19 protein-coding genes are annotated in these 22143 nt (G+C 63.0%); 5 read left to right on the forward strand and 14 right to left on the reverse strand.

Features of this window, described 5'->3' with window-relative positions:
• Positions 1-3: 3 nt before the first annotated feature.
• The 9 genes from tatC to NKJ57_RS14845 all read right to left on the reverse strand — a co-directional run bounded on the left by tatC (position 4) and on the right by NKJ57_RS14845 (position 11547).
• A complete protein-coding gene (gene tatC / locus NKJ57_RS14805) occupies positions 4-879 on the reverse strand; it encodes a twin-arginine translocase subunit TatC (protein ID WP_023688219.1) in 876 nt (291 codons plus the stop codon).
• Positions 876-1616, reverse strand: coding sequence for a Sec-independent protein translocase protein TatB (tatB, locus tag NKJ57_RS14810; protein WP_023697619.1), 741 nt, complete (start codon positions 1614-1616; stop codon positions 876-878). The genes tatC and tatB overlap by 4 nt, the downstream gene beginning before the upstream one ends.
• A gap of 86 nt (positions 1617-1702) precedes the next feature.
• Positions 1703-1924 (reverse strand): twin-arginine translocase TatA/TatE family subunit, encoded by a 222-nt coding sequence (locus NKJ57_RS14815; protein ID WP_023681650.1) that lies wholly within the window; start codon positions 1922-1924, stop codon positions 1703-1705.
• Between the two features lie 180 nt (positions 1925-2104).
• Complete coding sequence (gene scpB, locus NKJ57_RS14820) at positions 2105-2872, reverse strand: SMC-Scp complex subunit ScpB (RefSeq protein WP_023681651.1); 768 nt, start codon at positions 2870-2872, stop codon at positions 2105-2107.
• Positions 2869-3669 carry a segregation and condensation protein A gene (locus tag NKJ57_RS14825; RefSeq protein ID WP_023681652.1) on the reverse strand — a complete coding sequence of 267 codons (801 nt, stop codon included), beginning with the start codon at positions 3667-3669 and terminating at the stop codon, positions 2869-2871. The genes scpB and NKJ57_RS14825 overlap by 4 nt, the downstream gene beginning before the upstream one ends.
• 173 nt (positions 3670-3842) lie before the next feature.
• Entirely contained in the window at positions 3843-4862 is a 1020-nt protein-coding gene (gene nagZ, locus NKJ57_RS14830; RefSeq protein ID WP_023697621.1) for a beta-N-acetylhexosaminidase, read from the reverse strand.
• A 133-nt stretch (positions 4863-4995) separates the two neighbouring features.
• A complete protein-coding gene (locus NKJ57_RS14835; RefSeq protein ID WP_352511709.1) occupies positions 4996-8403 on the reverse strand; it encodes an SPOR domain-containing protein in 3408 nt (1135 codons plus the stop codon).
• A 103-nt stretch (positions 8404-8506) separates the two neighbouring features.
• Complete coding sequence (argS, locus tag NKJ57_RS14840; protein WP_023667694.1) at positions 8507-10270, reverse strand: arginine--tRNA ligase; 1764 nt, start codon at positions 10268-10270, stop codon at positions 8507-8509.
• Between the two features lie 62 nt (positions 10271-10332).
• On the reverse strand, positions 10333-11547 hold the full coding sequence (locus tag NKJ57_RS14845) for a deoxyguanosinetriphosphate triphosphohydrolase (protein WP_023821442.1): 1215 nt from the start codon (positions 11545-11547) through the stop codon (positions 10333-10335).
• 76 nt (positions 11548-11623) lie between these two features.
• On the opposite strand from NKJ57_RS14845, the gene erpA reads away from it, so the two are divergent.
• The 4 genes from erpA (at position 11624) to NKJ57_RS14865 (ending at position 13542) form a co-directional block, all read left to right on the forward strand.
• Positions 11624-11971 (forward strand): iron-sulfur cluster insertion protein ErpA, encoded by a 348-nt coding sequence (gene erpA / locus NKJ57_RS14850; protein WP_031242581.1) that lies wholly within the window; start codon positions 11624-11626, stop codon positions 11969-11971.
• 4 nt (positions 11972-11975) lie between these two features.
• Entirely contained in the window at positions 11976-12368 is a 393-nt protein-coding gene (locus tag NKJ57_RS14855; RefSeq protein ID WP_023667697.1) for a VOC family protein, read from the forward strand.
• Positions 12369-12376: 8 nt separating this feature from the next.
• Positions 12377-13171, forward strand: coding sequence for an exodeoxyribonuclease III (gene xth, locus NKJ57_RS14860; protein ID WP_023706008.1), 795 nt, complete (start codon positions 12377-12379; stop codon positions 13169-13171).
• A 116-nt stretch (positions 13172-13287) separates the two neighbouring features.
• Positions 13288-13542, forward strand: coding sequence for a hypothetical protein (locus NKJ57_RS14865; protein WP_245271807.1), 255 nt, complete (start codon positions 13288-13290; stop codon positions 13540-13542).
• A 201-nt stretch (positions 13543-13743) separates the two neighbouring features.
• Here the strand turns inward: NKJ57_RS14865 and NKJ57_RS14870 are convergent, their stop codons facing one another.
• The 3 genes from NKJ57_RS14870 to NKJ57_RS14880 all read right to left on the reverse strand — a co-directional run bounded on the left by NKJ57_RS14870 (position 13744) and on the right by NKJ57_RS14880 (position 17829).
• Positions 13744-14568 carry a tetratricopeptide repeat protein gene (locus tag NKJ57_RS14870; protein WP_023714413.1) on the reverse strand — a complete coding sequence of 275 codons (825 nt, stop codon included), beginning with the start codon at positions 14566-14568 and terminating at the stop codon, positions 13744-13746.
• Complete coding sequence (gene ilvD / locus NKJ57_RS14875) at positions 14555-16279, reverse strand: dihydroxy-acid dehydratase (RefSeq protein WP_023688211.1); 1725 nt, start codon at positions 16277-16279, stop codon at positions 14555-14557. Before ilvD ends, NKJ57_RS14870 begins: the two co-directional genes overlap by 14 nt.
• Positions 16280-16569: 290 nt before the next feature.
• Positions 16570-17829 (reverse strand): OmpP1/FadL family transporter, encoded by a 1260-nt coding sequence (locus tag NKJ57_RS14880; RefSeq protein WP_023706011.1) that lies wholly within the window; start codon positions 17827-17829, stop codon positions 16570-16572.
• An 81-nt stretch (positions 17830-17910) separates the two neighbouring features.
• On the opposite strand from NKJ57_RS14880, the gene NKJ57_RS14885 reads away from it, so the two are divergent.
• Entirely contained in the window at positions 17911-18240 is a 330-nt protein-coding gene (locus NKJ57_RS14885) for a hypothetical protein (RefSeq protein WP_156932363.1), read from the forward strand.
• Here NKJ57_RS14885 and NKJ57_RS14890 read toward each other — a convergent pair.
• Positions 18189-20972, reverse strand: a complete 2784-nt coding sequence (locus NKJ57_RS14890; RefSeq protein WP_023706012.1) for a valine--tRNA ligase — start codon at positions 20970-20972, stop codon at positions 18189-18191. The genes NKJ57_RS14885 and NKJ57_RS14890 overlap by 52 nt on opposite strands.
• A 266-nt stretch (positions 20973-21238) precedes the next feature.
• Positions 21239-22135 carry a PopZ family protein gene (locus NKJ57_RS14895; RefSeq protein WP_352511711.1) on the reverse strand — a complete coding sequence of 299 codons (897 nt, stop codon included), beginning with the start codon at positions 22133-22135 and terminating at the stop codon, positions 21239-21241.
• Between the last annotated feature and the right edge of the window lie 8 nt (positions 22136-22143).

Here is a 22143-nt window from a genome sequence, read left to right on the forward strand (position 1 = left end):
GGCCTATGAAGGAGCCTGCTTTGAGGACGCGTCCGCCGCCTTTTCGGCCACGGCTTCGGCGGCTTCCTGCTTCTCGCGCGCCAGCTTCTGCTTGACCTGGTCGCGCTCGATCAGCCGGGCCGCCCAGATCGACACCTCGTAGAGCAGGATGGTCGGGATGGCCAAACCGATCTGGCTCATCGGATCAGGCGGCGTCAGGACCGCCGCGACGACGAAGGCGATGACGATCGCCCATTTGCGCTTCTCGGCCAGCGCCTTCGACGACAGCATGCCGACGCGCGTCATCAGGCTGGTCACCACCGGCAGCTGGAACACCAGGCCGAAGGAGAAGATCAGCGTCATGATCAGGCTGAGATATTCCGACACTTTCGGCAGCAGCGAAATCTGCACCTGGTCGTCGGTGCCGGCCTGCTGCATGGCGAGGAAGAACCACATCACCATCGGCGTGAAGAAGAAATAGACCAGCGACGCGCCCATCAGGAACAGGATCGGCGATGCGATCAGGAACGGCAGGAAGGCGTTGCGCTCGTTCTTGTAGAGGCCAGGCGCAATGAATTTGTAGATCTGCGTGGCGATCAGCGGAAAGGCGATGACCATGCCGCCGAACATGGCGAGCTTGACCTGGGTGAAGAAGAATTCCTGCGGCGCCGTATAGATCAGCTCGACCTTGTGCGGATCGAGCCCGGCCCATTGCGTGGCCCATTTGAACGGAACGACCAAAAGATTGAACAGCTTCTTGGCAAAGAAGAAGCAGACGAGGAAGGCGACGAAGAAACCGCCGATCGACCAGATCAGCCGCCGGCGCAGTTCGATCAGATGCTCCATCAGCGGAGCCGACGACTTCTCGATCTCGTCCTTTTCGCTGTCCGTAATGCTCACTTGGCGGCCCCCGCCGTCTTCTTGGACGCGGGCTTCGTGGCCGGCGCAGGCTTCGGCTCAGCCTTTGCGACCGCCTTCGGTGCAGCAGCGGGCTTGGTGGCGGCTTTTCCAGGTGCAGCCTTGGCGGGCGCCGCTGACGGCTTGGCCGCAACCTTCGCCGCAGGCGCCGGCTTTGCCGGTGCTGCCTTGGCTGCCGCTGTTTTGGTTGCCGGGGCCTTTGATATCGCAGCCCCCTTGGCGCGCGCGTTTCGTGGCGCTGCTGTTGCTGCAGCCGGTGTCACCACCGCCTGATCGGTCATCGCCGGAAGGATCGGCGCCGCCGGCGCTGTTTCCGGTCCGTTGACACCCGGCATCACCGTCGCGCCGTTCTTGAGCGGCTCGGCCGGGTGTGGTGTTTCTGCCGCGGGCGTTGAGGGGTCGACGGCGGGCTTCGGCTTCATCACCGCATCGACGCCGGAGCGAACCTCGGCTGCCGCCTGTTCGAACGGATTGAGCTGCTTGCGGATTTCGGCCGCCGGATTGAGGCCGCGCAGCGTATCGACAGACTTCTTGACGTCGTCGAGCTCGGCTTCCTTCAACGCCTCGTTGAACTGCTTCTGGAAGTCGGAGGCCATGGCACGCAGCTTCGCCGTCGTGCGGCCGAAGGTGCGCAGCATATTGGGCAAATCCTTGGGTCCGACGACCACGATCATGACGATCGCGATCACCAGCATTTCGGTCCAGCCGACTTCAAACATGGCAATCAGTTCCGACTAGTGCTTGTCGCCCAAAAGTGCGAAGCGGTTTTGGGACAACGACTTGCACAAAAGCAACAACCTTCGGCTCAGCTCTTGCTGGCCTTTTCCTTCACTGCCGAAACGGTCTCGTCCGGGCGGTGCTCGACGGTGCGCTTGTCTTCGGCGGTATCGTCGTCGGCCATGCCCTTCTTGAAGCTCTTGATGCCCTTGGCCATGTCGCCCATCAGCTCGGGTATCTTGCCGCGGCCGAACACCAGCAGCACGATCACCAGCACGATCATCCAGTGCCAAATCGAAAATGAACCCATTGTAACTCTCTCTCGAATGTTTTCCCTGGCGATGATCTATGCGTTTTCGCGTTGGGATTCAAACACAACAGCGACAAAGTTTATGAAGGCGTGGCTTATGTCACGCATTTTCGGCAAAGCTGCCCGCTACCAATCGGCGCATCTACCGCAGCAATGCAGCTTTTTGACAGCGGCTTGCGGTCAATCTTCCGTGACGCGCGGCGTCAGCAGGCCGAGTTCCTCGAGATCGATGTCGGTCAACGCATCCTCGTCCTCGGTCAGCGCGTCCGGATCGGCCGGCGGCAACGGGATGGCGAAATTCGACGGCATGCGGCCGGAGAGCAGCCCTGCCCCCTTCAGTTCGTCCATCCCGGGAAGATCGCGGATCTCCTCCAGTGCGAAATGGTCGAGGAAAGTGTCTGTCGTGCCGTAGGTGACGGGACGGCCGGGCGTGCGGCGGCGGCCGCGCATGCGCACCCATTCCGTTTCGAGCAGCGTATCCAGCGTGCCCTTCGAGGTCTCGACGCCTCTGATGTCCTCGATCTCGGCGCGCGTCACCGGCTGGTGGTAGGCGATGATCGCCAGCACTTCGAGCGCCGCGCGCGACAGCTTGCGCTGCTGCACCGTATCGCGGCTCATCAGGAAGGCGAGATCGCCGGCGGTACGGAAAGCCCAGGCATCGCCGACCCGGACCAGATTGACGCCGCGCCGCGCATAGATCTGCTGCAGCTCAGCCATGGCAGCGGCAATGCTGATGCCGTCGGGCAATCTGGCTGCGAGCTGCTTTTCGCTGACCGGCTCGGCGCTGGCGAACACGATCGCCTCGGCCATGCGTATGGCTTCGGCCATGTGCAGCCGTTCGCCAGGATTCAGAAGCAGGGTATCAGTCGGGTCCTGGGCGATAATGCCCTCCTCGGTCTCTTCTTCAACCATGAACGGAATGACCGAAGCGTTGGCGCGTTCGCTCATGATGCTACCTCGACTGACTTAATTGGCTGCGCTCGGCCGCGCAGATAGAGCGGCGCGAACACCTGGTCCTGCCGCATCTCGATGCTGCCTTCGCGCACCAGTTCCAGCGACGCCGCAAACGAGCTGGCAATCGCGGTACGCCGTTCGTCCGGGCTGGTCAGGTAATTGATCAGATAGCTGTCCAGCGCCGTCCAGTCGCGCAGCGAGCCGATCAGCCGGGTCAGGATATCGCGCGCATCCTTGAGCGACCACACGCCACGCCGGGCAATTGTCACATTGGTGATCGCCTGTTTCTGGCGCTGCTGCGCATAGGCGGTGAGCAAATCGTAGAGCGAGGCCGAATAGGCGTTACGCTTCTCGACGATGACCATTTCAGGCATGCCGCGTGCAAACACGTCGCGGCCGAGCCGGTTGCGGTTGACCAGCCTTGCCGAGGCGTCGCGCATGGCCTCCAGACGCTTCAGCCGGAACTGCAGCACCGCGGCCAGTTCCTCGCCGCTTTCGCCTTCTTCGCCGGGCTGCTTGGGGATGAGGAGCTTCGACTTCAGGAAGGCCAGCCACGCCGCCATCACCAGGTAGTCGGCGGCAAGCTCAAGCCTTAGCGCCCTCGCCGTCTCGACGAAGGTCAGATACTGCTCGACCAGCGCCAAGATGGAAATCCGCGACAGATCGACCTTTTGGTTGCGGGCGAGATGCAGCAAGAGGTCGAGCGGACCTTCGAACCCGGCGACGTCGACGACAAGCGACGGGTCGCCGGTGACCCGTGAATCGTCGTTCTCGGCCCACAGACGGTCCATCGGTGCGGCCTTCGCAGCCTTGCTGTCCAATGTCTCCGCCACTTGTTCCTTTACCTCTGGTTAGAGCACGATGCCGAAAGTGTGAAGCGGTTTTCGGACGACATCATGCTCTCTCTATCTAATTTAGAGACGGATTCAGATTTCAGGTCGAACAGACCTGAAATCATCCGTCTCTAGGCCACCGCATCGAAATAGGTGGCAAACTCGGCGCGTATCTCGGTTTCGTCGGCCCGGTCGCGATCCCTTATATAGGTCAGCGCCCGCTTGGCGCGCTCCAGCGACGTCCCTTCAAGTCCCGTGGTTCGCGATGCGATGCCTGCCATCTCCTCGAAAACGCCATTGCAGTGAAGGACCAGATCGCAGCCCGCCGCAAGGATCGAGGCCGCCTTTGTCGGGAAATCCCCAGAAAGCGCCTTCATCGAGGTGTCGTCGCTCATCAACAGCCCGTCGAAGCCGATCTCGCGGCGGATGATCTCGTCGATGACCTTGCCTGAGGTGGTCGCTGGGTTGTTCGGATCGATGGCGCTGTAGACGACATGCGCCGTCATCGCCATCGGCAGATGGCTAAGCTCGCGGAAAGGGGCGAAATCATGCCGCTGCAGGTCGCTCAGCGAGGCGTCGACCACAGGCAGCTCGAAATGCGTGTCGGCGAAGGCGCGTCCATGGCCCGGAATATGCTTCATGACCGGCAACACGCCGCCGGACATCAGCCCTTCCGCGGCGGCGCGGCCAAGTTCGATGACCGGGCGCGGCTCCTTGCCATAGGCGCGCGCGCCGATGACGTCGCTGGCGCCCTCGATCGGCACGTCCAGCACCGGCAGGCAATCGGCCGAGATACCGAAGCGCAACAGGTCGAAGGCGTGCAGCCGCGCCATCAGCCAGGCAGCGCGGGTGCCGGCATCATGGTCCTTGCGCCACAATGCACCGAGCGCGCCGCCGGCGGGATAGTTCGGCGCCAGCGGCGGCCGCAGGCGCTGCACCCGGCCACCTTCCTGATCGATGAACACCGGCGCATCGGGGCGCCCGATACAGTCGCGCATTTCGGCGACCAGATCGCGGATCTGCTCCGTTTCGCCGATATTGCGCGCAAACAGGATGAAGCCCCACGGGCATTCATTGCGATAGAAACGGATTTCTTCGCGGGTCAGCGATTTCCCGGCACAGCCGAGGATCATGGATTTTGATTCGGTCATTCCACCAGTTTAGGGCTTCGCGCCGCCAAAGGGAATCTCCCCGGACGGCAAGCGCCTCAACCTCTCGCCCATCCACATGAAAAAGCCGGCGCGACCCTTGGGAACGCACCGGCTCTGATAATTGGATCCGGCCTTACCGCGACACGAAGCAGTTGCCGCCGGCAGCCTTGTAGCTGGTGCACAGATTGATCGCATCGTTGCGCGATTGCGCAGGCACCCGGACACGGTAGAAGGTGCCCTTGCCGGCGATCTCCGCCTTGACGATGTTGGCGGTGCGACCGGCGAGCACATTTCCATAGCGGCGCTGCAGGTCGGCGTAGTTGGCCTGGGCGCTTTCGACCGTCGGCTGCGAAGCGATCTGCATCGACCACGAACCGCCCGATGTCGAAGCCGTCGCCGGGATGGAGGCAACCTGGTCGGGCTTGACCTCGCCGACCACGTCGACCGGCTGGTCGGACGGGCGCTGCGGCGCTACGGCAACCGTCTGCGGCGTGTTGGCGGACTGGGTCTCAGCCTTCGGCGCAGCCGCCGGCTTTACCGGCTTGACCGGCTTGGCGGTCTCGGCACTTGCCTGGTCGCTATTTGCCTGATCGGCAGGCGCCACGGTGCCGGTCTGCTCGGCATCGGCCGAAGGGGCGACGTGCTGCGGCGCCGGGTCAAGCGGCTCAGTCGCCGCAACCTGCGGCGCGGCCGGCGTCGAGTCCTCGCGTGCCACCAACGAGCCGTCGGGCTTGACCACCATGGTCCGCACCTTGCGCGGGGCAACGGCGACCGTATCGGGGTTCTTCTCGGCTTCCTGCAGCACCTGCGCAATGCGGTCCTCGGATTTTGGCGCCGGCGCGACAGCCGCGTCGGGGTTGCCGGCAGCGTCGGGGTTGACGGCAGCTTCGGGGTTGCCGGCAGCGTCCGGGCCTGGGGCAGTATCGTCGGGCGACAGATCGACGACGCGGCTTTCAGGCTCCTGCGCCTTCACATCGACCGGCTCTTCGGTGTTGGTGACCAGCTTCTCCTGAACCGGCTCGGCCGGCTTGGTGCCCTTGGCGACCGCATCATAAACCTTGTTGTCCTGGTTCGGCACCACGGCGCCGCCCGGATTTTCGGGCTTGACCTTGATCGGCCTGTTGTCGGCTTTGACAATGACCGGCGCATCGCTGCCGCCCTTGCCGCCGAACGACAAGGCGAAGGCGCCAAGGCCGCCGGCAATCGCAACCGCAGCAACGACGCCCGCGACCAGCAGGCCGCTCCTGCGCGGCCGTGCGGCTTCCTGCTCGGCGAGGCCCGGCACCGCCATTGCCTCGTCCAGATCCGGATCGTAGTCGAGTTCGTCGACCGCGAAATCGTCGGCCTGCGAAACCGGCTGGCTGCCGGGCAGATCGTCCATGTCGAAGCCGCCGGCGGCATCGGCGTGGTGAGCTTGCGTGGCTGCAAGCACTTCGGCTGGCCGCGCCGCATAGGCGCGCTGGTCGAGCTCGTGGCCCGAACCGAAGCCGGAACTGTAGGAATCGTCATCATAGCCGGCACTGCGTGCGGCAGTGGGCGGCGCCACTTCCACCGCGTTCATCTCGTTGAGCATGCCGGCGAATTCGGCGTCGATGTCGTCATAGGCGGCGGGCTCGTCTTGCTCGAAGCTGAGTTCTGGAATGTCGAGGTCGTCGGCAATCGCCACGACACGCTCCGGCACATCGACCGTCTCGACATCCGGCATCTCGTCATAGGCCTGAGGCGGCGCCTGGCGCGATGGCGTCGGCGCCACATAGGCAGCAGCGGCAACCGGCTGGTCGCGATAGCTTGGCGCTGCCGCTGGCGGCATGGACGGCTTTTCTGCAAAAGAAGCTTGCGGCTGCGCTGCAAAAGAAGGTTGCGGCTGCGCTGCAAAGGAAGGCTGGGCCGGGGTGGGAGTCACGCGGCTCCACGAACGCGCCGGCTCCGGCGGCGTCGAGCGCCAATCGCCAGCGACCGGTGCTGCCGTGTCCTTACCGAGATCGATGCCCTTGGCGAGCGCCGCATCGAAGGCATGATCATCGAACTCGATCTCGGGCTCATGGCCCTCGAGTTCGCCGGCAAGCAGATCGTCGAAATCGGCATCGTCCGCCTGGGCCTCCTGAGGAGCCGGCGCGTGTTCGTCCAGGTCCCAGTCGAGATTATCGACCGGAGCGACCGGCGTTGCGACGGACCGCTGCACCGGGGCAACCGACTCATAAGTCCTGGTGGGCTCGATGGCGGCAGCCCTGGTGGGCTCGGTGACGACCGGAATCGGCGCGACTGGCGCCGGGCGTGGTGTGGTCATGGCGCCAAGCAACGCGTTGAGTTCATCTTCCAACGTCCGTTCGTCAGCGACCGGAGCGGCCGGGGTCGCCATATTGGTAGGCGCCACATAGGCTGGTGCGACCGGAGTTGGCTGAACCGGAGCGGGTGCGGTCTCGGCCACCGGCTCGTGATCGGCAAGCGCATCATCGATGCTCAGATCGAAATCGTCGAATGCTTCGTGCGCAGTCTCATGAGAGGGGCTGGCCTCCACGGTCCAGGCTGGCGTCTCGTCCACTTCCGGCGCATCCATCTCAACCGGCGCGCTGGCCTGCAGATCGCTGACATCCAGATCGCGCTCTTCCGGATCCTCGGCCTCAACAGGCTGAGCCTCGAAAGCCTGCGGCTCGAAATCCTCGGCCGCAAAATCCTGGGCCGCAAAGTCCATGTCGACATCGGCCATCGCGTCATCGAAATGACCCGCAAAATCCTCGTCGGCAACAGTGTGGTCGGCGACTCCGACGACCGGCGCCTCGGCTACTGGCGCGGCATACTGGTCCTGCGCCGGCGCAGGACCGTCCAGCGTCAGCTCGTCTTCCAGCGACATCGAGACGGCATTGTCGAAATCATCGTCGAACGCGACATCGTCGGCGGGCGCAGCAGCAACCTGGGCGACATCTGCGGCACGGGCGACGGTCGCATCGTCATCGAGCAGCAACCCCTGCTCGAGCGAAGCGGCAAGGTCGTCGTCCATCGGCAGGTCGTCTTCGAGCGGCGATACGTTTTCCAGCGAGCTGGCCACGGCATTGTCGAAATCATCGTCGAATGCAGCTTCGTCGAATGCGGGCTCGGCAAACGAAGGTTCGGCAAACGAGGGTTCAACGGGAGCAGCCGCAGCCTGCGGGGCAGCGCCGAAATCCAGATCGGCGGCATCGTCGAAGACGAAATCATATTCCAGCGAAGCAGCCAGCGCATCGTCCATCGCGGCATCCGTGGTTTCGAAAGCCGGCTCGCGAATCTCGGCAGCAGGTTCGTAGGGCTCAGCGGCAGGCTGGTGAACCTCGGGAGCTGGCTGGCTGGCTTCCATGGAACCGACTTCATCGCCGAATTCGCCCATCAACTCCTTCTCGAGGTCGATGTCGAAATCGCCCTCGTCCGCAGCCGTCTCGACGGCTGGCGCCTGCGGCTTGACCGGCTGGCGCGGATCGAAACCCATGATCCTGGTCAGTTCAGCGAACGGATCATCTTCGGCGATGTCGTTGTTGTCGGCTACTCTCAGCTGGGTTCTGTCTGCCATTATTGTTCCCGAACTCGCACTCATTCGGACGCCATGGACGTCGCGTAGGGTTGGCCCTTACCAGCGCAATGTGGGCAAATGGTGACAGGTGTTTTAGTTAAACCTAACGCATCTCAGTGGGCGCATCAGCCCCAATCAGCGTCAGGCCGGAGGTCAAAACATCCGAAACAGCCTGCACCAGCCCTAGTCTGGCATGAGTCAATTGTCGGTCGTTAACCTTAACAAAACGTAAGTCGGCATTCTCGGTGCCCCGATTCCAGTGTCCATGGAAGCTGGAAGCCAGATCGTAGAGGTAGAATGCCAGCCGGTGCGGCTCCAGCGCAAGGGCCGCAGATTCGACCAGCCGGGGATATTCAGCCAGCTTCCGGATCAGGCCGATCTCGCCCTCATCGGTGAGCGACGCCGAGGCCGCGGCCAGGCTGTTGCGGTCGAAATTGGCCTCGCCCAGTTGCTCGCTCGCCTGCCGGAACACCGAATGACAGCGCGCCGAAGCGTACTGCACGTAGAACACGGGATTGTCCTTGGACTGTTCGGTGACCTTGGCGAAATCGAAGTCGAGCGGCGCATCGCTCTTGCGGTAGAGCATCATGAAGCGGATCGCATCGCGGCCCACCTCCTCCACCGCTTCGCGCAAAGTCACGAAGTCGCCCGACCGCTTCGACATCCGAATCGGTTCGCCATCGCGAAACAGCTTCACCAGATTGCACAGCAGCACCGTGAGTTGCAGCTTCAGATCATCGCCTGCAATCGCCCGCGCCAGCGCTTCCAGCCGCTTGACGTAGCCGCCATGGTCGGCGCCCAGCACATAGATCAGGCCGACGAAACCGCGGTCGACCTTGTCCTTGAGATAGGCGACGTCGGCGGCGAAATAGGTGAACGAGCCGTCGGACTTGACCAGCGCCCGGTCCATGTCGTCGCCGACCGCCGTCGAGCGAAACAGCGTCTGCTCGCGGTCTTCCCAGTCGTCCGGCTTCTCGCCCTTGGGCGGCGGTAGCTTGCCCTTGTAGATATGGCCTTTCAGCGTCAGATCGTTGATCGCCGAGCGGATTTTTTTGGCATTGTCGGCATGCAGCGTGCGCTCGGAGAAGAAAACGTCGTGATGCACATTGAGCAACGCCAGATCCTCGCGGATCATCACCATCATGGCGTCGATCGTGCGGTCCTTGACGATTGCCAGCGACTCATCGTCGGGCATCTGCAAGAGCTTGCGGCCAAATTCGGCAGCCAGCGCCTGACCGACCGGCACAAGGTAATCGCCGGGATAGAGGCCGGCCGGTATCTCGCCAATGTCGTCGCCCAGCGCTTCGCGGTAGCGCAGGAAGGCCGAACGCCCGAGCACGTCGATCTGCGCGCCGGCGTCGTTGATGATGTATTCCTTGGTGACGTCATAGCCGGCGAAGGCCATCAGATTGGCGAGCGTGTCGCCGACAACCGCGCCCCGGCAATGGCCGACATGCATCGGCCCGGTCGGATTGGCCGAAACATATTCGACATTGGTCTTCTTGCCGCCACCAATGGTCGAGCGGCCGTAGTTTTGCCCCTCGCCGAGCACCGCGGTCAGATGTGCCTGCCAGAAAGCGTCCTTGAGCCGGAGATTGACGAAGCCGGGACCGGCGACGTCGGCTTCGGCAACATCGGCGTCGCTGCGCAGCACTTCCACCAGCCGCTCGGCCAGCGCCCGCGGGTTGTGCCCTGTCGGCTTGGCCAGTACCATCGCCGCATTGGTGGCGAGATCGCCATGGCTGGCGTCGCGCGGCGGCTCGACGGCGATGCGCGACAGGTCGGGCGAAACGCCATTACTGTCTTTCAAATCAAGCGCTTCGACGGCTTTTGTGATTCGCGCGCTGAAATCGGCGAAGATGTTCATGGGTCTTGCTCTGGCGGACTGTGCAGGGGAACCGGCTCATTGGCCGGCAAATCGCGCCCGCCCTAGCTTAAATCGGGCGTATGGTCAAACAGACGGCGGTGTTCCTTCAAGGCGTAGGTATCCGTCATCCCCGCCAGGAAATCGGCGACGCTGCGCGCCTTGATGCGGTCCTCCGCCCGGTCGAGCCCCTCCCGCCAGCCGTCCGGCATGGCGCGCGGATCGGCGAAATAGACATCGAACAGGTCGCGCACGATCTGCTCGGCCTCAGTGCGAACGCGCATCACCTCGTCATGCCGGTAGAGATGCTTGTAAAGAAAGGTCTTCAAATCCTTCTCGGTCGCCGCCATGTCTGCGGAAAAGGTCACCATCGTCTCGCCCGCCGCCCGCACCGCTTCGGCGCTGTCAGGCTTGATGCGCTCCAGATTGGCGGTGGTGGAAACAATGACGTCCTCGACCATCATCGTGATCTGCCGGCGCATCAGCTCATGGCCGGTGCGCACATCGTCCAGGCCCGGATAGCGCGCGCGCACGCTTGCCAGGATCGATCCCGGCAGCGCCACCGTTTCCAGCATGTCCAAGGTCAGGAAGCCGGAGCGCAGGCCGTCGTCGATGTCATGGGTGTTGTAGGCGATATCGTCGGCGATCGCAGCACATTGCGCCTCGATGCCGGCGAAATGGTCGAGTTCGAGGTCGTGCAGCTCGGAATAGTCGCGGATCGCCTGCGGCACCGGGCCTTTGAGCCCTTTTCCCTTGGCATCTGTCAGCGGCCCATTGTGCTTGACCAGCCCTTCCAGCGTTTCCCAGGTCAGGTTTAGCCCGTCGAACTCGGCATAGCGCCGCTCCAGCCGCGTCACCACGCGCAGCGACTGCGCATTGTGGTCGAAGCCGCCCCATTGGGCCATCCGCTCGTTCAGCGCGTCCTCGCCGGTATGGCCGAACGGCGTGTGACCGAAATCGTGCACCAAGGCGACCGCCTCGGCCAGATCCTCGTCGCCGCGCAGCGCTCGCGCCAGAGCCCGCGCAATCTGCGCGACCTCGATCGAATGCGTCAGCCGGGTGCGATAGTGGTCGCCTTCATGGGCGACGAACACCTGCGTCTTGTGCTTCAGGCGGCGGAAGGCGGTGGAATGGATGATGCGGTCGCGGTCGCGCTGGAATGGCGTGCGAGTCGGGCTCTCGACCTCGTCATAGAGCCGCCCGCGCGACCTGGCTGGGTCGCTGGCATAGGCCGCGCGCGGCCGATAGCCGAACCCAATGTCGCCAAGCTCATTTGTCATGGCTGATGCCGCCGCAGTTGACTTGCCCCTTCGCGCTTCATACCTATCATGTGAAACCGAAAGCAAGGTGACGCCCATGGGCGCTGATGCCAAGACTGCCATGAAAGTCGAGATGACCGAGTCCGCCGCCAGGCGGATCGCGAAAATCGTCTCTGGCGAGACCGGCAAGACGGCGCTGCGCGTCTCCGTAGAGGGCGGCGGTTGCTCCGGCTTTTCCTACAGGTTCGACCTGGTCGATACGCGCAATGACGACGACGTCGCCATCGAAAAGGACGGCGCCACCGTGCTGATCGACGATTTGTCGCTGGTCTATATGGGCGGCTCGGTGATCGACTTCGTCGACGATCTGATGGGCCAGTCGTTCCAGATCCGCAACCCCAATGCAGTCGCCTCCTGCGGCTGCGGCACCAGTTTCTCCATCTAGGCAGATGTCCGGCGTCGGCCCGGTCCGTCAGGTCGCACTGTCGGCCGGGCGCGATCTCGACGTGACGCTGGCCTTCTGGCGCGATGTGCTCGGCCTCAACGTTCACGCCCGCTACGATCCGCCGGGCATTGCCTTCATCATGGCCGGTGATATCAGGTTGCTGTTCACCGATGGCGTTCCGGCCGGCACCGTCTATCTCGATATAGCCGGGCTCGAAGCCTTCCACGCCGAGGCGAAAGCGTCCGGCGTTCCCTTCACCGCACCGCCGGCGCTCGTCCACAACGACACCGAAGGCACGTTCGGAACGGCGGGGGAAAGCGAGTGGATGGCCTTTCTAAAGGACCCGGCAGGCAATACGATCGGGCTTGTCGAACGTCTTTCGCCCGAACATCCCTGAGGCCGCCCATGAAAATCGTCACCTGGAACATTAACGGCATTCGCGCCCGCATCGGCAACCTCACCCACTGGCTGAGCGAAAGCCAGCCCGACATCGTCTGCCTGCAGGAGATCAAGTCGGTCGACGAGCAGTTCCCGCGCGCCGAGATCGAGGCGCTTGGCTACAACGTGGAAACCCATGGCCAGAAGGGCTTTAACGGCGTCGCCCTGCTGTCGAAGCTTCCGTTCGACGAGGTTATCCGAGGCCTGCCCGGTGATGACACCGACGAGCAGGCGCGCTTCATCGAGGGCGTGTTCTCGACCGACCAGGGCGCGCTGCGCGTCGCCTCGCTCTATCTGCCCAACGGCAACCCGGTCGATGACGAGAAGAAGTTTCCCTACAAGCTGGCCTGGATGGAACGGCTGCATCGCTGGGCCGAGCAGCGCCTGCTTCTGGAGGAGGCGCTGGTGCTGGCCGGCGACTACAATGTCATCCCCGAGCCGGTCGATGCGCGCTTCCCCGAGAACTGGCTTGGCGATGCGCTGTTCCAGCCGCAGACCCGGCAGGCCTTCCGGCGGCTGAAGAATCTCGGCTTCACCGAGGCAGTGCGCGCCGTCACCGATGCGGCCGATGTCTATACCTTCTGGGATTACCAGGCCGGTGCCTGGCAGAAGAACAACGGCATCCGCATCGACCATCTGCTGTTGTCGCCCGAAGCCGCCAACCGCTTTTCCTCGGCCTCGATTGAAAAGCACGTGCGCGCCTGGGAAAAACCTTCCGACCACGTGCCGGTGGCGATCGATCTGGCGCTGCTGCCGGCTTGATATCAGCCGAAACCCTGATATCGCCACAATCGCGCCATTCAGTCAGAGATCAGCATGGCGGCTGGGGTTCCATGGCACTACGATTCCTCCTTTGTCCAATCGGCCTGGCATTTGCCATGGCCTCCCCTGCAGCGGCACTTGCCGACCAGCAGTGCCTGGCCAATGGCAAGTCCTACCAAGTCGGCCAGGTCACCTGCCTGACGGTTTCAGACAAGAGCCATATGGCCCGCTGCGACCTGGTGCTCAACAACACCTCATGGACCAAGATCGGCGATACCTGTCCCGACAGCACGATTAAGCCGCATCTTCACGTCACGCCGATCTCGATGCCGGTGTACAGAGCGATGCCGGCGGAACTCACCGAGAACTGATGGATGTGAGCTAATCTCCCCCCTTGAGGGGGAGATGGCCGGCAGGCCAGGGGGGAGCGCGAAGAAAGGCGACCTTTCGGTCAAACAAGCTCACCCTCTCAGTCCAACCCGGGCAAACTTTAGTCAACTGAAATGCCAGCGGGACAGCGCCCCCCTCTGCCCTGCCGGGCATCTCCCCCACAAGGGGGGAGATTGGCAATTTCACTGGTCGTCACCACCCTTGGTGAGAAGATCGTCGGCAAGCGAAATCGCCGTGCGGCGGTCGGCTTCGCCGGCGGCGGCAAATGCCTCTTCCTGCATGCCGCGGATCCACGGCTGGTCGCTCGGCGAGGCGCGTTCGAGCGCGGCGGTCATCATGGCCAGCCCGCGCACGATCTTGCCGCTCTGGAACAGAAGATTGCCGAGCGTCGCCTGGGCGCCGGCATGGCCCTTTTCGGCAGCGAGCTGGAACCAGCGACCGGCCTGCTTGACGCTGGCCTTCACGCCGCCCTCGCCCTTCAGGAACATCTGGCCCATCTCGAACTGGGCGTTCGGATTGCGGTAGTTGGCGGCCGCACGCATGTAATATTCCTGCGCCGCGACCTCGTTTTCCTCGACCGGGCTACCGGGAATGCCTGTCCTGAGATAGTCGCCCAACGCCACCAGCGCGTCGGAGACATAGCTTTCCTCCGGCGACCCCGGCTCGACATCCTGATCGACGATCTCGGAGAAGAACTTGAACGCCGCATAGTCGTCGCGCGTCACGCCGTCGCCTTCGGCATACATGCGCGCGAGCTTCCAGGTGGCGCCGATCTGGCCGTTTTCGGCGGCGTATTTATAGGCCTCGACCGCCTGTTCCTTGTGGCCGCTCTTGTAGGCGGAGAAGCCGAACTGGAACACGGCCCATGGGCTCGATTGCGGCTTCACGCCGGTCTTGTCGTCGAACACCTTGTCGTCGAAGGCCATGGCCTGGCCCACGGCGCCAAAGATCGCAACAGCGACCAGTGCCGGAAGGACAGACGACCTCAACAACTCAGATATCCGCATAGCAATGTGTTTCTTTGGCACCGCCGGGATGGGTGACCGCGCCGTCGCGGGCTGGCCCTACCGTCTGTGCATATTTCCAGATCGCGCCCGACTGATAGTCGGTCGTGCGCGCCTTCCAGGCCTTCGCCCTCGTTGCCAGTTCAGCCTCGGACAGGTCGACCTCGATCGTGCCTTTGGTTGCGTCGATCGAGATCACGTCGCCATCCTTCAGCAGTCCGATCGGGCCGCCAACGGCAGCTTCTGGCCCGACATGGCCGATGCAGAAACCGCGCGTCGCGCCCGAAAAACGACCGTCGGTGATGAGGGCGACCTTGCCGCCCATGCCCTGGCCGTAGAGCGCCGCCGTCGTCGACAGCATCTCGCGCATGCCCGGGCCGCCGCGCGGACCTTCGTAACGGATGACGAGAACCTCGCCTTCCCGGTAGTTGCGGTGCGTGACCGCCTCGAAACATTCCTCTTCCGAATCGAAACACCGTGCCGGACCTGAGAATTTCAGCTCCGTCATGCCCGCGACCTTCACGATCGCGCCTTCGGGGGCAAGGTTGCCCTTCAAGCCCACGACACCGCCGGTTTGGGTGATTGGTCGGTTGGCGGGACGGACCACATCCTGGCTATCATTCCAGGCAACATGCTCCATGTTTTCGGCCAAAGTACGGCCAGTCACGGTCATGCAGTCGCCATGCAGATAGCCATGGTCGAGCAGCGTCTTCATCAACAGCGGAATGCCGCCGGCCTCGAACATGTCCTTGGCGACATATTTGCCGCCCGGCTTGAGGTCGGCGATGTAGGGCGTCTTCTCGAAAATCGCGGCAACGTCGAACAGGTCGAACTTGATGCCTGCCTCATGCGCGATCGCCGGCAGGTGCAAAGCCGCATTGGTCGAGCCGCCGGTGGCCGAGACCACGGTCGCCGCATTCTCCAGCGCCTTCAGCGTGACGATGTCGCGCGGCCGGATGTTCTTGGCGATCAGCTCCATGATCTTTTCGCCGGAGGCGAAATTGAAGCGGTCGCGCATCTCGTAAGGCGCCGGCGCGCCGCAGGAATAGGGCAGCGCCAGGCCGATCGCCTCGGCGACGGTGGCCATGGTGTTGGCGGTGAACTGGGCCCCGCAGGAGCCGGCGGACGGACACGCCGCCTGCTCGATCTCGAGCAGTTCGGCATCACTGACCGTGCCGACCGAATGCTGGCCGACCGCCTCGAACACGTCCTGCACGGTGATCTGGCGGCCGCGATAAGAGCCCGGCAGGATCGAGCCGCCATAGATGAAGATCGACGGCACGTTGAGCCGCACCATGGCCATCATCATGCCGGGCAGCGACTTGTCGCAGCCGGCAAGGCCGACCAGCGCATCGTAGCAATGGCCGCGCATGGTGAGTTCGACCGAATCGGCGATGACATCGCGCGACACCAGCGACGACTTCATGCCCTGGTGGCCCATGGCGATGCCGTCGGTGACGGTGATGGTGCAGAATTCGCGCGGCGTGCCGTTGGCGGCCGCGACGCCTTTCTTGACCACTTGCGCCTGGCGCATCAGCGAGATGTTGCAAGGCGCCGCTTCGTTCCAGCAGGAGGCAACGCCGACCAGCGGCTGCGCGATCTCGGCCGCCGACAACCCCATGGCATAGAGATACGAACGGTGCGGCGCACGCGCCGGACCGACGGTCACATGGCGGCTAGGCAGCTTGGCCTTGGAGATGACTTTGGCGTCCATTCTCTTCCTTGCCGCGGGCGGCGCGGCCTGCCTCATCGCCGAGCCTTTTGGCGCGTGTCCCGAGACAAATTCGAGGTGCGCCGGGTTTATGGCGGGAAATGGGCAATTTGGTCGGGCGGAAGTCTAGCGCGGGGGTTGTTCAGAAACTGTTGCCAAAACGTCACAATCGCGAGAGGCGACGCCCGTGCGGCGTATCTGCAACGCCAACTCTCGCCGACAAGGCTCGACGCGGTGCCCGCATAAGAAAAAGACCGGGGATGACCGGCCTTTTTCTTTTCAATTTGAAAGGCTTACCACTTCACCTTCAACGAAGTTGAAATGGCCGACACAAGATCGTTGCCGAAGTCAGCGGTGTAGTCCGTACCATAGGTGACGCCATCGTCGCCTACGACTGGATGGATCGACCCGCTGGTAAGCACGCCCAGCGCCCCACCAAGACGAACCTCGATGTTCTGGGTCGGCGTGTAAGCCACGCCACCGCCAACCGTCCAGGTGTCCGTCTGGGCGCTCAGACCGGTGGAGGTTCCGCGATCCCAGGTCAGAATGGCGGCGCCGCTCCACTGATCGTTGAACTTGTGACCGATACCGCCTGAGACCGTCCAGCCATCCCGGTAGAGCAGATCAAGCGATGTAGCGCGGGTGGGGCCGGTCGTGGTGCAAGCCCCCGGGGCGCCGGTCGGGCAGAATGGTATGCTCTGCAACACGCTCCAATTGACCCACTTTATGGATCCAAACGCGAGCCAACCAGGAGCAATACCTGACTGGAGCTTGAGTTCCAAAGACTCAGGCACCTCCGAAGAACCGCTTACGTCGGTTATGCGACCCAAAATCGGATTAGTTGGGTCGAGGAATCCGGGAACCTGGGTCAGATCAAGGGTCCCCGAGAGGTTGTCGAGCTTGACGGCTGAATTGTAGACCAGGCTGGCGCGCAGCGCGATATCAGGAATTTCATAGGCGGCACCGACGCGCCATCCCCAGCCGTCTCCCTTGAGATCAAGGCGCCCGATGCCTGTACCCAAAAATACGGGAAGCGGAGCGACCAGCTGTTCCTTGAAGCCCGAGACGTCCTCATGGAACACGCCGCCGATGAAACGAAACTGGCCTTTGCCGACGTCCATTTTGTACGAGCAGGTTCCGCCCACGGCCTCGCTCTTGACCTTGGTTACGATATTGCCGTTCGCGCCGGCCCAGTTAACGCCGGGATTGCTGTACGCACCGATCGGTTGGCCATAGTCGACAAGACAATCGACCGGGCCCATACCAGCCTTGATGCCCACGCTCGGCACCCAATAACTTGCGGTATCGCGGGCGCTGTTGGAAAGGCCCAACGCGTTAAGGGGGCCGTCAGCCGGATTCGCGTCCACCACATTCTTGAGGTCGCGCTGCGGCATCACATAGGTGCCGGTAACCTCGCCCGTGACCTGCGCGGGATCGAACAGCAGATCGATGTCATAGCCGCCGCGCTCCAGGCCGCCGGCATGCACGGAACCGATCAGACCCAGCGAAAAACACCCTGCCCCCAGCAGTGCTTTCAAACGCAAATTGCTCATGGATGTCCTCCCCGAAATACTAGTGCGTCAAGCTAGAACCAATTCGGGTTAACGGCGCAACAATGAATTCGAATAGCGTACATGTACACTCTAGCGGACCGCATTTCGAACACAGTGGCGGCCTGGCCGGTAGGTTCGAAAATGACCATTTGGGCGGCAGACTGGGGAACAAATCAGGTAAAACCGCTGAAAACAGCACCCAAAACCAGCTATTTTGCCGGCATTCTGCCCCATTGTTACATTATGGCAACAATGAGGTCGAAACTTTCCGTTTACGTCAATATTAACGTTACGGAACGCCTATTTTTCGAGCAAAAGAACCTTCGCGAAGCGCTGCAAGCGTCTCGCGAATCCGGCCGTCAACCGGCGTCGCGCACCCTGGTCAGCGCCACCGAAAGCTTCTCCTGCTGATCGCGGTATTCGTCGAGTTTTTCGCGCTCGGCCGCGACGATCTCTTCCGGCGCGCTGGCGACGAACCGTTCGTTCGACAGCTTCTTGTGCAACCGCGCGATTTCCTCGGTCACCTTGGCCAGTTCCTTCTGCAGCCGCGCCGCCTCGGCGGACAGATCGATCAGGCTGCCGAGCGGCAGGCAGATCGTCGCCTCGTTGAGCACGATCTGGGCCGAGCCCTTGGGTGCGGCGTCCTGCAGCGAGATGTCGCCGACCCGCGCCAGCCGCTTGATGGCGGACGCATGGCGTTCCAGCCTCTGGTGAGTCTCGGCGCTGGCGCCGACCACCACCAGCGGCGCGATCGCCGCCGGCGGCACGTTCATTTCAGAGCGCACGGAGCGAATACCGGAGACCAGATCGACCAGCCAGTTGATGTCGGCGGCTGCATCGGCGTCCTCGAAGTCGGGCGACGGCCAGGCGGCGTGGCACAGCAGCGTTGCGCGCGGCCTGCCCCCACCTGCCGTCTGCGCCCACAGCTCCTCCGTCATGAACGGCATCATGGGGTGAAGCAGCTTGTAGATCTCGTCGAGCACGAAGGCGACGCAGGCGCGGCTTTCGGCTTTGGCCGCCTCGTCGGCGCCCATGAACACCGGCTTCAGCAGTTCCAGATACCAGTCGCAAAACAGGTTCCAGACGAAGCGGTAGGCAGCGCCCGCTGCTTCGTTGAAGCGGTAGCCGGTGATGCCCTCGGTCATCGCGTGCGACGCCCTGGTCAGCTCGGTCAGGATCCAGCGGTTGACCGGCAGCTTGGCGTCGTTCAGCCAGAAATCGTCATTGCGCGCGACCTCGTTCATCTCGGCAAAGCGTGTCGCGTTCCACAGCTTGGTGCCGAAATTGCGGTAGCCGGCGATGCGCGCCGGATCGAGCTTCACGTCGCGCCCCTGCGCCGCCATCACCGTCAGCGTGAAGCGCAGTGCGTCGGCGCCAAACTCGTCGATGAGGTCGAGCGGATCGATGACGTTGCCTTTCGACTTCGACATCTTCTGCCCGTTCTTGTCGCGCACCAGCGCGTGCACATAGATGGTGTGGAACGGCTCCTCGTGCATGAAATGCAGGCCCATCATCATCATTCGCGCGACCCAGAAGAAGATGATGTCGAAACCGGTCACCAGCACGTCGGTCTGGTAATAGGTCTTGAGCTCCGGCGTTTGATCCGGCCAGCCGAGCGTCGAGAACGGCCACAGTGCAGACGAGAACCAGGTGTCGAGCACGTCCTCGTCGCGGCTCAGGATCTCGCCCGGCTTGAAATTCTCGAGTTTGTCCTCGACCCAGGCCTTCCATGGACCTTCCAGCGCCAGATAATATTCAATCGCTGCAGCCAACGCCTCTTCCTCTGATTTCTCGACGAAGACGCGGCCGTCCGGCCCGTACCAGGCCGGGATCTGATGACCCCACCACAGCTGGCGTGAAATACACCAGGGCTGAATGTTCTCCATCCAGTCAAAATAGGTCTTTTCCCAGTTCTTCGGCACGAAGTTGGTACGGCCTTCGCGCACCGATGCGATCGCCGGCTTGGCCAGCTCGGCGGCGTTTGCATACCACTGCTCGGTCAGAAACGGCTCGATCGGCACGCCGCCGCGGTCGCCATGCGGCACGGCGTGGCGATGCGGCTCGATCTTGTCGAGGAAGCCGCCGGCCTCCATCAGCTCGACGATTTTCTTGCGCGCGACGAAACGGTCGAGACCGTCGAGCTCGTCCCAGACGGCCTGGCGCTCCGGCGTCACGTCGAGCCCGGCGAGAAAATCCTCGTTATCCCTGAGCGTTATTGCCGCCTCGATGGTCAGGATGTTGATCGCCGGCAGCTTGTGGCGCTTGCCAACCTCGAAATCGTTGAAGTCGTGCGCCGGCGTGATCTTGACGGCGCCGGAACCCTTTTCCGGGTCGGAATACTCGTCAGCCACAACCGGAATTTTCCGGCCGACGATCGGCAACACGACATTCTTGCCGACCAGATGCCAGTAGCGCTCGTCGTCCGGGTGCACGGCGACTGCCGTATCGCCCAGCATCGTCTCGGGCCGTGTCGTCGCCACGGTGATGAATGTCCCAGGATTTTCCGGATCGAAAATCTCGCCCTCGATCGGATAGCGGAAGTGCCAGAGATTGCCATTGACCTCCTGCGGCTCGACCTCCAGGTCGGAGATCGCCGTCAACAGCTTCGGGTCCCAGTTCACAAGGCGCTTGTCCTTGTAGATCAGCCCTTCCTTGTAGAGGCTGACAAAAACTTCGAGCACGGCCTTGGACAGGCCTTCATCCATGGTGAAGCGTTCGCGCGACCAGTCCGCCGAGGCGCCGAGCCGCTTCAGCTGGTTGAAGATGGCGCCGCCGGACTCGGCCTTCCACTCCCAGACCTTGTCGATGAACTGTTCGCGGGTGAGATCGCGGCGATGTATCTGCTTTTCCATCAGCTGGCGTTCGACCACCATCTGCGTGGCGATGCCGGCATGATCCATGCCGGGCTGCCACAGCACGTTTTTGCCGCGCATGCGCTCGAAGCGCACGAGTATGTCCTGCAGCGTGTTGTTGAGTGCATGGCCCATATGCAGCGAGCCGGTGACGTTGGGCGGCGGGATGACGATGGTGAAGGCCTCCGCCCCCTCCTCGGCGCCGGCGCCGGCGCGAAATGCGTCCGCCTCTTCCCAGATTTTGGCGATCCTGGGCTCGACGGTCTTGGCGTCGTAGGTCTTTTCAAGCATGGGAAAATGGTCCGCGCGGTCGGGAGTTTTGCTGACCCGGTGTAAATCGGAAGGTTTTGGCCAAGTCAACCGCGAGGGCGGCCTCAGTCCTTCAACGCAAATAGGCGGGGCCCTGGTCATTTCAACGGGAAGGCCATGCCTGCACCTTCATCGTCAGCGATCCCGACGGTAAGCTGATCGTGTTCGCGACATCGGCCGGAAGCTGACCTGCAGCGAAAGCGTCGCCCGAAGGCGGCGCCTTAATCCGGAACGGGCTATGGTGATGTCTATTGCGCGCCGCGCGCGACGCGCTCGATTTCTTCGCGTACCAGGCGCTCGACCAGCGTCGGCAGATTGTTGTCCAGCCAGTCCTGCAACATCGGCCGCAGCATCTCCTCGGCCATCTCGTCGAAGGTCTTCTTGCTGCGGCTGGCGAAGGCGTCGGAGAGCTCGCCGAAGGCGGCTGCGACCTGCCGTCCCGTATGTTCCGAAACGATCGCCGGACGGGCCGGGGTTGTATCGGCCGGGCGCGCGTGCTCGCTGCGCGAAGGACGAGGCTCGAAAGCCGGCTCGGCAGCGAGATCGTCCTCGAAAGCCTCGACCTCCGCGATTGCTGCCTGCCGATTTTCAGTCTCCGGCTGCCTGATCTTCGGCTGCCTGATCTCGGGCCGCCGTACTGTGTCAGCCGGTTTTGCCTGATTGCCAACGGCCGCGATTTCGCGGCGCCAATCCGTGATGATCGAGTCGGTGGTTTCCGCCTTTGCCCGCACTGCAGCTTCTGCCCCGACGGCGGGAGCTGGCTCACTGGCTATCCTGGCGCTTACTTCCGCCAATGTCATCGGAGCATGCGCGGGTGGCGCGGCGGTCGTGGCATTTGCCGCAATGGCAGGCTTCACTGGCGACGGCTCGGACCGCGGCTCCAGCCGCGCAACCACCGGCTCGGCCAGTTGGGCCTGCACCTCGGCCAGCGTCACCGGCTTCTTGCTTTCGGTCGAGCTGTGCAATTCGCTGCGGAAGGCCTCAACATCCGAAACAGGCCCGGCGGCCGGCACAAGGTCCTGGCGCAACTCATCGGCGTCGCCCGGCAGCTTGCGGCCGGTGTCGCTGTCTTCGATGATCCTCCTGATGGAAGCCAGTATTTCTTCCATGGAAGGTTCGCGCTGTGCGCTGCTTGCCGTCGCCATCGTCACAT

The sequence above is a fragment of the Mesorhizobium sp. M0077 genome, assembly GCF_040322955.1.
Lineage (GTDB): Bacteria > Pseudomonadota > Alphaproteobacteria > Rhizobiales > Rhizobiaceae > Mesorhizobium.

What these genes read in the sequence shown, in the direction of transcription:
- tatB (WP_023697619.1), bottom strand. Translation starts at nt 1,616, where the DNA reads ATGTTTGAAGTCGGCTGGACCGAAATGCTGGTGATCGCGATCGTCATG.
- NKJ57_RS14815 (WP_023681650.1), bottom strand. Translation starts at nt 1,924, where the DNA reads ATGGGTTCATTTTCGATTTGGCACTGGATGATCGTGCTGGTGATCGTG.
- scpB (WP_023681651.1), bottom strand. Translation starts at nt 2,872, where the DNA reads ATGAGCGAACGCGCCAACGCTTCGGTCATTCCGTTCATGGTTGAAGAA.
- NKJ57_RS14825 (WP_023681652.1), bottom strand. Translation starts at nt 3,669, where the DNA reads ATGGACCGTCTGTGGGCCGAGAACGACGATTCACGGGTCACCGGCGAC.
- nagZ (WP_023697621.1), bottom strand. Translation starts at nt 4,862, where the DNA reads ATGACCGAATCAAAATCCATGATCCTCGGCTGTGCCGGGAAATCGCTG.
- NKJ57_RS14835 (WP_352511709.1), bottom strand. Translation starts at nt 8,403, where the DNA reads ATGGCAGACAGAACCCAGCTGAGAGTAGCCGACAACAACGACATCGCC.
- argS (WP_023667694.1), bottom strand. Translation starts at nt 10,270, where the DNA reads ATGAACATCTTCGCCGATTTCAGCGCGCGAATCACAAAAGCCGTCGAA.
- NKJ57_RS14845 (WP_023821442.1), bottom strand. Translation starts at nt 11,547, where the DNA reads ATGACAAATGAGCTTGGCGACATTGGGTTCGGCTATCGGCCGCGCGCG.
- erpA (WP_031242581.1), top strand. Translation starts at nt 11,624, where the DNA reads ATGGGCGCTGATGCCAAGACTGCCATGAAAGTCGAGATGACCGAGTCC.
- NKJ57_RS14855 (WP_023667697.1), top strand. Translation starts at nt 11,976, where the DNA reads ATGTCCGGCGTCGGCCCGGTCCGTCAGGTCGCACTGTCGGCCGGGCGC.
- xth (WP_023706008.1), top strand. Translation starts at nt 12,377, where the DNA reads ATGAAAATCGTCACCTGGAACATTAACGGCATTCGCGCCCGCATCGGC.
- NKJ57_RS14865 (WP_245271807.1), top strand. Translation starts at nt 13,288, where the DNA reads ATGGCCTCCCCTGCAGCGGCACTTGCCGACCAGCAGTGCCTGGCCAAT.
- NKJ57_RS14870 (WP_023714413.1), bottom strand. Translation starts at nt 14,568, where the DNA reads ATGCGGATATCTGAGTTGTTGAGGTCGTCTGTCCTTCCGGCACTGGTC.
- ilvD (WP_023688211.1), bottom strand. Translation starts at nt 16,279, where the DNA reads ATGGACGCCAAAGTCATCTCCAAGGCCAAGCTGCCTAGCCGCCATGTG.
- NKJ57_RS14880 (WP_023706011.1), bottom strand. Translation starts at nt 17,829, where the DNA reads ATGAGCAATTTGCGTTTGAAAGCACTGCTGGGGGCAGGGTGTTTTTCG.
- NKJ57_RS14885 (WP_156932363.1), top strand. Translation starts at nt 17,911, where the DNA reads ATGTACACTCTAGCGGACCGCATTTCGAACACAGTGGCGGCCTGGCCG.
- NKJ57_RS14890 (WP_023706012.1), bottom strand. Translation starts at nt 20,972, where the DNA reads ATGCTTGAAAAGACCTACGACGCCAAGACCGTCGAGCCCAGGATCGCC.
- NKJ57_RS14895 (WP_352511711.1), bottom strand. Translation starts at nt 22,135, where the DNA reads ATGGCGACGGCAAGCAGCGCACAGCGCGAACCTTCCATGGAAGAAATA.